Source organism: Albidovulum sp. (assembly GCF_008933605.1).
Lineage (GTDB): Bacteria > Pseudomonadota > Alphaproteobacteria > Rhodobacterales > Rhodobacteraceae > Albidovulum.
In genome coordinates, this window is sequence record NZ_WBUS01000109.1 from 1 (window position 1) to 10,489 (window position 10,489).

The window sequence follows — 10,489 nt, forward strand, 5'->3', positions numbered from 1 at the left end:
AGGCTCCGGCCCCGCGCGGGCGGGTCAGCGGCCAAGCGAGGCGTAGAGCGCGAAGTCGCGGGCGCAGGCCGCGCGCAGCCGCGCCTCGACCGTGGCGGAGAGGTCGGTCGCGCCAGCCGGCGAGACGTTCAGCCGCGGCAGCGTGATCTCGCAATCGAGCCGGTCTTCGAGGAAGCGCACGAAACCCGCCATGTCGTCGTAGCGGAAGAGCCGGTCCGCCCCCGGGCCCCTTTCGGGTACGAGGAACCGGCTCTGCGACCCGACGTTGGCGAATTCGGGCTGCGGGTCGGAGAGGTAACCCTCGACGAAGCCATCGAAACTCAGCCCCTTCGTGCTCTTTTCCGGCGCCACGCCGCTTCCTCGCTGGCGATACCGGTACCAGCTGCCGAGCCAGTCGATTGGCTCGCGCATCACCGCCACCACCATGAAATCCTCGTCCGCCGCCTTCTGGAGAAAGGGCGCGAGGTACTTCCAGTAGCGGTGCACCGAGGTGTGCTTCAGCTCCGGGGGGCGCTGGATGACGAGGCTGGCGAGCGGTTCGAGGGCGGCCTCGATGGCCGTCGTGCCTGTCTTCGGTGTCGCGAGATAGACGAGCCGCTGCTTCCAGAAGACGAGCATTGCAAACCTTTTTCCCGTTTCCCGCGGATTCCCCGGCGCCATTAACTAAACGTTTACCCAAAGGAGAAAAAGTCGATTTTCAGAAAATGCGGTTGAATTGTTCCTCTTTTGATCTCATAAAGCCGAGAACAAGAGGCGAACACGAGCATGATTGCCGCGCCCCACGGCGTGTGAAATAAGGAACGGGACCATGGCAGTGACGAACCTTCTCGACATGAACGACAAGCGCTCCCCCGACAAGCAGAAGGCGCTCGACAGCGCGCTCGCCCAGATCGAACGGCAGTTCGGCAAGGGCTCCATCATGCGGCTCGGCGCCGGCAACCCGGTGATGGAGATCGAGGCGACCTCGACAGGATCGCTGGGGCTCGACATCGCGCTCGGCATCGGCGGGCTGCCGAAGGGGCGCATCGTCGAGATCTACGGGCCGGAAAGCTCGGGCAAGACGACGCTGACGCTGCATGTCGTGGCCGAGGAGCAGAAGAAGGGCGGGGTCTGCGCGTTCGTCGATGCCGAACACGCACTCGACCCGCAGTATGCGAAGAAACTGGGGGTAAACCTCGACGAGCTGCTGATCTCCCAGCCCGATACCGGCGAGCAGGCGCTGGAGATCGTCGACACGCTGGTACGCTCCGGCGCGGTGAGCCTCGTCGTCGTCGACTCGGTCGCGGCCCTGACGCCGAAGTCCGAACTCGAGGGCGAGATGGGCGATTCGAGCGTGGGCGTCCATGCCCGCCTCATGAGCCAGGCGATGCGCAAGCTCACCTCCTCGATCAGCCGGTCGAACTGCATGGTGATCTTCATCAACCAGATCCGCATGAAGATCGGCGTGATGTTCGGCAACCCCGAGACGACCACCGGCGGCAACGCGCTGAAGTTCTATGCGAGCGTCCGGCTCGACATCCGGCGCATCGGCGCGATCAAGGACCGCGAGGAGGTCGTGGGCAACACGACGCGCGTGAAGGTGGTGAAGAACAAGGTCGCACCGCCCTTCAAGCAGGTCGAGTTCGACATCATGTACGGCGAGGGCATCTCCAAGACGGGCGAGCTCATCGACCTCGGCGTGAAGGCCGGCGTCGTCGAGAAGTCGGGCGCCTGGTACTCCTACGGCGACGAGCGCATCGGCCAGGGCCGCGAGAACGCCAAGCAGTTCCTGAAGGACAACCCGGCCGTCGCGCACGAGATCGAGGACAAGATCCGCGCGAGCCACGGGCTCGACTTCGGCGCCTCGGACGAGGGCGGCGACGAGGTGATGGAAGCCTGACGGGCCCCGTCCAGCCTTTTCACGCAGCACGGGCGCGGCCGGATCGGCGGCGCCCGTTTCGTGTCCGGCGAACGTCGGTCCCAAGGCCCGACCGGATCACGCGCCCGGCGGCGGCCTCGCCGCGCCGCAGAATTGTGGACACGCGCCGCGACACGGGATAACACGCCAAGGCCCTTCCCTTCGCCCGACGAGGCCCGCCCCGATGCCCAGCCTGAACGACATCCGTTCGACCTTCCTCGATTACTTCCGCCGCAACGACCACCGCGTCGTCGCGTCCTCGCCGCTGGTGCCGCGGAACGATCCGACGCTGATGTTCACCAACTCGGGAATGGTGCAGTTCAAGAACTGCTTCACCGGGGTCGAGAAGCGCGACTACGTGCGGGCGACGACGGCGCAGAAATGCGTCCGTGCCGGCGGCAAGCACAACGACCTCGACAATGTGGGCTACACCGCGCGGCACCACACCTTCTTCGAGATGCTCGGCAACTTCTCCTTCGGCGACTACTTCAAGAAGGAAGCGATTCCCTTCGCCTGGGAGCTGATCACGAAGGACTTCGGCATCGATCCGAAGCGGCTGATGACCACGGTCTATCACACAGACGACGAGGCCTTCGGCATCTGGAAGAAGGTCGGCGTGCCGGAGGAGCGGATCATCCGCATCGACACCGACGACAACTTCTGGCGGATGGGCCCCACCGGCCCCTGCGGCCCCTGCACCGAGATCTTCTACGACCACGGCGACCATATCTGGGGCGGCCCGCCGGGCTCGGCGGAGGCGGACGGCGACCGGTTCATCGAGATCTGGAACCTCGTCTTCATGCAGTACGAGCAGTTCGAGGACGGCACCCTGCGCGAGCTCGAGATGCAGTCGATCGACACCGGCATGGGCCTCGAACGGATCGGCGCGCTGCTGCAGGGCAAGCACGACAACTACGACACCGACCTGATGCGGAGCCTCATTGAGGCATCGGCGCACGGCACCTCGACCGATCCCGACGGGCCGGGGAAGGTCCATCACCGGGTTATCGCCGACCACCTGCGCTCCACTTCCTTCCTCATTGCCGACGGGGTCATGCCCTCGAACGAGGGGCGCGGCTATGTGCTCAGGCGGATCATGCGGCGGGCGATGCGGCACGCGCATCTCCTGGGCGCGCAGGAGCCGCTGATGCACCGGCTGGTGCCCGCGCTCGTCCGCCAGATGGGTGCGGCATATCCCGAGCTCGTGCGCGCCGAGGCCCTGATCGGCGAGACGCTGAAGCTCGAGGAGACGCGGTTCAAGCAGACGCTCGACCGCGGCCTGAGGCTCCTTGACGAGGAATTGGCAAGGCTCGGCGAGGGCCAGCCGCTGCCGGGCGCCGCGGCGTTCAGGCTCTATGACACCTACGGCTTCCCGCTCGACCTTACGCAGGATGCGCTGCGCGAGAAGGGACGCACCGTCGACGTCGCGGGCTTTGACCACGCCATGCAGGAACAGCGCGCCAAGGCCCGCGCGGCCTGGGCCGGTTCGGGCGAGACCAAGGATGCCGCGATCTGGTTCGACCTGGCCGAAAGGCACGGGGCGACGGAATTCCTCGGCTACGACACCGAGGCGGCGGAGGGCCAGATCGTCGCGCTCGTCGCCGAGGGGGCCGAGATCGGCGCCGCCGCGACCGGCGCGAAGGTCCAGATCGTCGTGAACCAGACGCCGTTCTATGCCGAGGCCGGCGGGCAGGTCGGCGACACCGGCCTCATCCGCACCGATACCGGCATGGCGACCGTCACCGACACGAAGAAGTCGCAGGGCGTCTTCATCCACATCGCCGAGGTCACCGAGGGCGAGATCGCGCGCGGCCAGCCGGCGAAGCTTGAGGTGAACCATGCCCGACGCACCGCGATCCGGGCGAACCACTCGGCCACGCACCTGCTGCACGAGGCGCTGCGGCGCGCGCTTGGCGACCATGTCGCGCAGCGCGGCTCGCTCAACGCCGAGGACCGGCTTCGGTTCGACTTCAGCCATTCCAAGGCGATGACGCCCGGCGAGCTGGCAACGGTCTCGGCCGAGGTGAACGACTTCATCCGCCAGAACTCGGCCGTCGAGACGCGGATCATGACGCCCGACGATGCCCGCGCGCTCGGCGCCCAGGCGCTCTTCGGCGAGAAATACGGCGACGAGGTGCGGGTGGTCTCGATGGGGCGTCTCGCGGGTTCGGCGAAGGGCGCGGACGGGGCGACCTATTCACTGGAACTGTGCGGCGGCACCCATGTCGCGCGCACCGGCGACATCGGCGCCTTCGTCTGCCTCGGCGACAGCGCCTCCGCGGCGGGGGTGCGGCGGATCGAGGCGCTGACGGGGCAGGCGGCGCTCGATCACCTCAACGCGCTCGGCGGGCGGCTCGCCGAGATTGCGGCGGCGCTGAAGGCTCAGCCCGCCGAGGTGGTGGAGCGCGTCAGGGCGCTGATCGACGACCGCAAGACGCTTCAGAACGAGGTCGCGCAGCTTCGCCGCGACCTCGCCATGGGGGGCGGCGCAAAGGGCGGGGCCGAGGCGAAGGATATCGCCGGCGTCAAGTTCCTCGCTCAGACCGTGGCGGGCGTCTCGGGCAAGGACCTGCCGGCGCTGGTCGACGAACTGAAGGCGCGCGTCGGTTCGGGCGTTGTCCTCGTCGTCGCCGACACCGGCGGCAAGGCCGCGGTCGCTGCCGGGGTCACGGCGGACCTGACGGACCGGCTTTCCGCCGTGTCGATCGTCAAGGCGGCGGCCGAGGCGCTCGGCGGCAAGGGCGGCGGCGGCCGGCCCGACATGGCACAGGCGGGCGGCGCGGATGTGTCGAAGTCGGAAGAGGCGGTGAGGGCCGCCGAAGCGGTGATCGGAGGAACAGCATGAGCGCGACGAAGGGGGCGTTCTGGATCGCCCATGTGAAGGTCACGGACGGCGAGGCCTATGGCCGCTACGCCGCGCTCGCGGGCCCGGCGATCGCCAAGCACGGAGGGGTCTTCCTCGCCCGCGGCGGGCGCTACGTGCAGCTCGAGGGCAACGACCGGCCGCGCAACGTGGTGGCGCGCTTCCCCTCGCTCGAGGCCGCGGTGGAATGCTACCACAGTCCGGAGTACCAGGCGGCCCTTGCGCATGCCCGGGGCGCCGCGGAGCGCGACCTGATGGTGGTCGAGGAATCCTGATCCCGCTCGGGGCGGATTGACGCGCGCGGGCTCTGCGCGGTATCGTTCCGGCCAACAAGGCAAGGGAAAATAAATCCTTTTGCGACAAGGCTGAGGCGGCGGGGCCTGGAGGCAGCAGTGACGATCCTCAAGACGATGGCGGGGGCCTGACCCATGTGCCGTTGGGCCGCCTACACGGGCGAGCCGATCTTCCTCGAGGAGATCGTGTGCCGGCCGGGTCATTCGCTCATCCACCAGAGCCACGGCGCGACGGAAGCGAAGTCGGCGATCAACGCCGACGGCTTCGGCCTCGCCTGGTACGGCGAGCGGGAGGAGCCGGGGCTTTTCCGCGACATCCTGCCGGCCTGGTCGGACCCGAACCTGCGCTCGCTGACGGCGCAGGTGAAATCGCATCTCTTCCTCGCCCATGTCCGCGCCTCGACCGGCACGGCGACGAGCCGCAACAACTGCCATCCCTTCGCGGTCGGGGCCTGGGCCTTCATGCACAACGGCCAGATCGGTGGCTACGACAGCTTCCGCCGCGACGCCGAAATGCTGATCCCCGACCATCTCTATCCGCACCGCAAGGGCGCGACCGACAGCGAGGCGCTGTTCCTCGTGGCCCTCGGCGAGGGGCTCGCCGAAGACCCGAAGGGCGCGCTCGAACGGGCCACCGCGGCGATGGAGGCATTGTCGCGCAGCAAGGGCGCGGCCCCTCACGTGCGAATGACGGTCGCCTTCACCGATGGCCGGCGGCTCTATGCCGTGCGCTACGCCACCGACGATGCGGCACCCACGCTCTACCACCGCTGGTCGGAGACCCGCGCCGGCCGCGCCGTCGTCTCCGAACCGCTCGACGCCGGCCAGTGCTGGGAGCCGATCCCGCCCGGCAGTTTCTGCACCTTCGACGGCACCGGGGTGCGCGTGGAGCCCTTCGTGCCCCGTTGCCGGTCCCGCGGCGCCGTCCGGCGGCGCCCCGCCGCCTGAGCCGGTCCCGCCCGCCTGCCGTCGCGCCCATGTCGTTTTCGCCCGCGAGATGACGCAATCCGCAGCCGTGCACGCGGCTTTGGCGGTAAAAGGAGGCCAGCAAGGCGGACAGAGGAGGCGCGCATGAGCGAAGTGGCGGAAGGTCGTCGGGCCCGGGGCGGCGGCGGCGCGGCACGGCGGGCCGAACGCAGCGCGGTGCGCATCGAGGTCGCGAAGTTCATCGAGCGCAAGATCCCGAACCTCGAAATCCTGAACGAGGAGGCGCTTCAGATCATCGAGGCGAACGCCGAGACGATCCTGGAGGAGATCGGCGTCAACTTCGTCGAGAACCCGGCCGCGCTCCAGCGCTGGAAGGATGCCGGGGCCGACGTGCAGGGCGAGCGGGTGCGCCTGCCGAAGGGTCTGGCGCGCGCGCTCTGCAAGACCGCGCCCGCGTCCTTCGTGCAGCACGCGCGCAACCCCGAACGCAACGTCACCGTGGGGGGCAGGGGCCTCGTCCTCGCCCCGGTCTACGGGCCGCCCTTCGTGCGCGACGCCGATGGCGGGCGCCGCTATGCGACGATCGAGGATTTCCGCAAGTTCGTGAAGCTCGGCTACATGTCGAAGTGGCTGCACCATTCCGGTGGCACCGTCTGCGAACCGACCGACGTGCCGGTGAACAAGCGCCACCTCGACATGCTGCACGCCCACATGACGCTTTCGGACAAGCCCTACATGGGCTCGGTCACGGCGCCGGAGCGGGCGCAGGATTCGGTCGAGATGTCGGACATCCTGTTCGGCGGGCTGAACGACCGGACGGTGATGACGAGCCTCATCAACATCAACTCGCCGATGACCTTCGACGGCATCATGATGGGTGCGCTCGAAGTCTATGCCAAGGCCAACCAGGCGGCGATCGTCTCGCCCTTCATCGTCGGCGGCGCGATGTCGCCGGTGACGGTGGCGGGCACGCTGACGCAGGTGCTGGTCGAGGTGCTGGCGGGCGTGGCCTACAGCCAGCTGATCCGCAAGGGCGCGCCGGTGATCGCCGGTGCCTTCGTGACCTCGACCGACATGGCGTCGGGCGCACCCACCTTCGGGACGCCCGAGGCGAGCCTCGTGACCTACGGCGCGGGCCAGCTCGTCCGCCGCCTGGGCGTTCCCTACCGCTCGGCAGGAGGCTTCTGCGGTTCCAAGCTGCCCGACGCGCAGGCCGCCTACGAGAGCGCCAACAGCCTCAACATGGGGCTCCTTTCGGGCGTCAACTTCATGCTCCATGCCTGCGGCTGGCTCGAGGGCGGGCTCGTGTCCTCCTTCGAGAAGTTCGTGATGGATGCCGATCAGCTTGGCGTGATGCATCGCATCGCCGAGGGCATCGACCTGTCCGAGAACGGTCAGGCGATGGAGGCGCTGCGTTTCGTGGGCTCGGGCCAGGCGAGCCATTACCTCGGCACCGACCACACCCAGGCGAACTTCCGCACCGCGTTCTGGCGGTCGGACCTCTTCGATTACAAGCCGTTCGAGACCTGGCAGGAAGAGGGCGAGCGCGACACCGTCCAGCTGGCGCGGGAGCGGGTGGCGAGGCTTCTGTCCGACTACCAGAAGCCCGCGATCGACCCCGCCGTGGAAGAGGCGCTGGAGGCCTATGTCGCGAAGAAGAAGGCCGCGACGCCCGACACCTTCATGTGACGCCGCGCGCCGGCGGAATCCAGCGGGCCGCCCCCGATCGGGGGCGGCCCGTTCCGTTTCGTCACGCGGCCCCCGGCCGGGGCAGGAGCCGCACCTCGGCCATCATCGCGATCAGAAGCTCGATGTGGCGCACGAAGCTGTAGGAGGCGTCTCCCGCGCGCCGCGTCGCCTCCACCCGTTCCTCCTCGGCCAGAAGCTCGCTCAGGGCCCGCTCGGGCGCCGGTGCCTGCGACACGCGCATCAGCCGGCGAAGGTCGCGCGCCCGGCTGTATTCCGTGAGCCCGGCGCGCGCGGCGCGCACGAGCAGGCGCGGACGGCGCAGGTCGCTGACGAGAGTCATGAGATCGGTCATCGGAGCCTCTTGGTGAATGCAACCGGAGGATGAAACAGGATGACGCGATGTTGCGGATTGTCGCTGTCCTGCGTCCGCAAAATTCAGCCAAATTTATGAATTCGAAAGAAATATGGCCGCTGGGCGCCGCATTAACGAACAGGTAACGGAATCAACCAAGGGTTGCGCCATACTCTGGTTAAGGCGGTGTGAAGCGCCGCGACAAATCGGTGAGACATGACGCGAATGAACCCCCTGCCGGCGGTGCTGCCCGCCTGGCTGCCGGAAAACGCTCGGCTCTATCTTCGCCACATCGAGGAAGGGCTGTCGATCCGTGCGCTCGCCAAGGCCGAGGGATGCCACCCCTCGACCGTCCTGCGGAAGCTCCGCGCCTGCGAGAACCGCCGCGACGACCCCCTTATCGACGAAGCGCTCACCAGGCTCGGCGTACTGCACCTCGATGGGTGCGGCATTGCCCGTCCGCAGGATTGCCTGCCCCCGAACTCACACCACGAAGGAAACAGCCTCATGACCGCACCGCTCCGCCAGTCCAGCGCCGCCATCGCCGACGCGGCCACCGTCGACCGCGAGGCCCGGCGCATCCTGCGCCGGCTCTGCGAGGTCGGCGCCATCCTCGTCGTCGCACCCGAGATGGACAAGGCCGCGGTGCTGAAGGGCACGGTGCGGACCGCGGTGGTGGACCGGTCCGTGGCACAGGCCTTCGCCGTCAAGGACTGGATCGCGATGAAGTCGCAGGGCCGTGTCACCACCTACGAGATCACGGGACCCGGGCGCACGGCGCTGAAACGGCTTCTGGCGGAGGAGGAGAACCGCCGCGTGCCGGGTTTCGCCGAGGCGCAGGCGCCGTTCGGCGACCAGCACCGCATCTGGGGCGAGCGCCCGGTGATGGAGCCGGGCGCCGGAACCGCGCGGCGCATGCGCTACAACCTCGCGGAAAGCCCGCTCGACGTGCTCGCGCGGCGGCGGGAGAAGGACGGGGCCCCGTTCCTGACCCCGGATCTGGTCGCGGCCGGCGAACGTCTGCGCGAGGATTTCGAACTCGCGCAGATGGGGCCGCGCGTGGCGCAGAACTGGGACCGCTTCCTGACTGCGGGCGCCGACCGCGGCGGCTTTGCCACGGGAGGGTCCGACAGCGGATCGGCCAAGGCACGCGACCGCGTTGCGCTGGCGCTGCGCGACCTCGGGCCCGGGCTCGGCGACGTGGTGCTGAGGTGCTGCTGCTTCCTCGAGGGGCTCGAGGCGGCCGAGAAGCGCATGGGCTGGTCGGCGCGGTCGGGCAAGATCGTCCTCAGGATCGCGTTGCAACGCCTGAAGCGGCACTATGACGAGACCTACGGCGGCAAGGCTCCGCTGATCGGCTGAGACCGCGACGAAGGAGTTCGGGACGGAGGCGCGGGCCCGTCCCGGACGGCGTTGTCTTCGCTCCGCGGAAGGCGTATCTGGAAGGCCGGCCCGGGATCGCCGGCCGCAGTGAAGGAATGTGCCGTGCGCGATATCAAGATTCCCGCTCAGCGCCACCCTGAAAAGGCGCACCGCGCAGATCAGGCGCAGCCGAAGAAGCCCGACTGGATCCGCGTCAAGGCGCCGACTTCGGACGGCTACAGGCAAACCCGCGACATCCTGAAGTCGAACCGGCTGGTGACGGTCTGCGAGGAGGCGGGCTGCCCCAACGTCGGCGAATGCTGGAGCCAGGGTCACGCCACGATGATGATCATGGGCGAGATCTGCACCCGCGGCTGCACCTTCTGCAACGTGGCCACGGGCCGGCCGGACGCGCTCGACGCCTTCGAGCCGGGCCGGGTCGCCCATGCGGTCGAGACGCTGGGGCTCGCGCATGTCGTCATCACCTCGGTGGACCGCGACGACCTTGAAGATGGCGGGGCCGAGCATTTCGCGCAGACGATCCGCGCCGTGCGGCATCGGAGCCCGGCGACGACCATCGAGGTTCTGGTTCCCGACTTCCTGAAATGCGCCCCCGGGGCGCTGGAATCCGTGGTGGCGGCGCGCCCCGATGTCTTCAACCACAACCTCGAGACTGTCCCCGGCCTCTATCCCGAGGTCCGGCCCGGCGCGCGCTACTTCCACTCGCTCCGGCTCCTCCAGCGGGTGAAGGAGCTTGACCCGACGATGTTCACCAAATCCGGGATCATGGTCGGTCTTGGCGAGGACCGGCAGTCGGTCCTGCAGGTGATGGACGACATGCGCGCGGCGGACGTGGATTTCCTGACCATCGGCCAGTATCTGCAGCCGACGCCGAAGCACCACCGGGTCGACCGCTTCGTCACACCCGACGAGTTCAAGGGCTACGAGACGGCGGCCTACGGCAAGGGGTTCCTGATGGTCTCGGCCACGCCGCTGACGCGGTCGTCCTATCACGCGGGCGACGACTTCACGCGACTGCGGGCGGCACGGCTCGAGAAGCTAGGGCGCGGATGACGCAGGCGTAGCGATTCGGACCCGGCCGCGGG

At 68.4% G+C, this 10,489-nt stretch carries 9 protein-coding genes; 7 read left to right on the plus strand and 2 right to left on the minus strand.

Annotated features, from left to right (window positions below; genetic code table 11):
- Positions 1–24: 24 nt before the first annotated feature.
- Positions 25–618 (minus strand): hypothetical protein, encoded by a 594-nt coding sequence (locus F9K34_RS13465; protein WP_291337487.1) that lies wholly within the window; start codon positions 616–618, stop codon positions 25–27.
- A gap of 190 nt (positions 619–808) precedes the next feature.
- On the opposite strand from F9K34_RS13465, the gene recA reads away from it, so the two are divergent.
- From recA to F9K34_RS13490, 5 genes are all read left to right on the plus strand, one after another.
- Positions 809–1,879, plus strand: a complete 1,071-nt coding sequence (gene recA, locus F9K34_RS13470; RefSeq protein WP_291337488.1) for a recombinase RecA — start codon at positions 809–811, stop codon at positions 1,877–1,879.
- Between the two features lie 202 nt (positions 1,880–2,081).
- Positions 2,082–4,742 carry an alanine--tRNA ligase gene (alaS, locus tag F9K34_RS13475; protein ID WP_291337489.1) on the plus strand — a complete coding sequence of 887 codons (2,661 nt, stop codon included), beginning with the start codon at positions 2,082–2,084 and terminating at the stop codon, positions 4,740–4,742.
- Positions 4,739–5,035 (plus strand): DUF1330 domain-containing protein, encoded by a 297-nt coding sequence (locus F9K34_RS13480; protein WP_291337490.1) that lies wholly within the window; start codon positions 4,739–4,741, stop codon positions 5,033–5,035. The genes alaS and F9K34_RS13480 overlap by 4 nt, the downstream gene beginning before the upstream one ends.
- A 153-nt stretch (positions 5,036–5,188) precedes the next feature.
- Positions 5,189–6,001: a class II glutamine amidotransferase gene (locus F9K34_RS13485; RefSeq protein ID WP_291337491.1), complete on the plus strand. Its 813-nt coding sequence runs from the start codon at positions 5,189–5,191 to the stop codon at positions 5,999–6,001.
- 123 nt (positions 6,002–6,124) lie between these two features.
- Positions 6,125–7,669, plus strand: coding sequence for a trimethylamine methyltransferase family protein (locus tag F9K34_RS13490; RefSeq protein WP_291337492.1), 1,545 nt, complete (start codon positions 6,125–6,127; stop codon positions 7,667–7,669).
- Positions 7,670–7,730: 61 nt separating this feature from the next.
- Here the strand turns inward: F9K34_RS13490 and F9K34_RS13495 are convergent, their stop codons facing one another.
- On the minus strand, positions 7,731–8,021 hold the full coding sequence (locus F9K34_RS13495; RefSeq protein WP_291337493.1) for a DUF6477 family protein: 291 nt from the start codon (positions 8,019–8,021) through the stop codon (positions 7,731–7,733).
- 216 nt (positions 8,022–8,237) lie between these two features.
- Between F9K34_RS13495 and F9K34_RS13500 the strand changes: the two genes are divergently transcribed.
- Both F9K34_RS13500 and lipA read left to right on the plus strand, forming a co-directional pair.
- The gene (locus F9K34_RS13500; RefSeq protein WP_436405746.1) at positions 8,238–9,383 is read left to right on the plus strand and encodes a DUF6456 domain-containing protein; all 1,146 of its coding nucleotides are present in this window, start codon (positions 8,238–8,240) and stop codon (positions 9,381–9,383) included.
- Positions 9,384–9,506: 123 nt separating this feature from the next.
- Positions 9,507–10,457 carry a lipoyl synthase gene (gene lipA, locus F9K34_RS13505; RefSeq protein WP_291337495.1) on the plus strand — a complete coding sequence of 317 codons (951 nt, stop codon included), beginning with the start codon at positions 9,507–9,509 and terminating at the stop codon, positions 10,455–10,457.
- Positions 10,458–10,489 lie beyond the last annotated feature (32 nt).

Excerpts from the sequence above, each read along its gene's own strand:
- F9K34_RS13465 (WP_291337487.1), bottom strand. The coding sequence starts at position 618 with ATGCTCGTCTTCTGGAAGCAGCGGCTCGTCTATCTCGCGACACCGAAG.
- recA (WP_291337488.1), top strand. The coding sequence starts at position 809 with ATGGCAGTGACGAACCTTCTCGACATGAACGACAAGCGCTCCCCCGAC.
- alaS (WP_291337489.1), top strand. The coding sequence starts at position 2,082 with ATGCCCAGCCTGAACGACATCCGTTCGACCTTCCTCGATTACTTCCGC.
- F9K34_RS13480 (WP_291337490.1), top strand. The coding sequence starts at position 4,739 with ATGAGCGCGACGAAGGGGGCGTTCTGGATCGCCCATGTGAAGGTCACG.
- F9K34_RS13485 (WP_291337491.1), top strand. The coding sequence starts at position 5,189 with ATGTGCCGTTGGGCCGCCTACACGGGCGAGCCGATCTTCCTCGAGGAG.
- F9K34_RS13490 (WP_291337492.1), top strand. The coding sequence starts at position 6,125 with ATGAGCGAAGTGGCGGAAGGTCGTCGGGCCCGGGGCGGCGGCGGCGCG.
- F9K34_RS13495 (WP_291337493.1), bottom strand. The coding sequence starts at position 8,021 with ATGACCGATCTCATGACTCTCGTCAGCGACCTGCGCCGTCCGCGCCTG.
- F9K34_RS13500 (WP_436405746.1), top strand. The coding sequence starts at position 8,238 with ATGACGCGAATGAACCCCCTGCCGGCGGTGCTGCCCGCCTGGCTGCCG.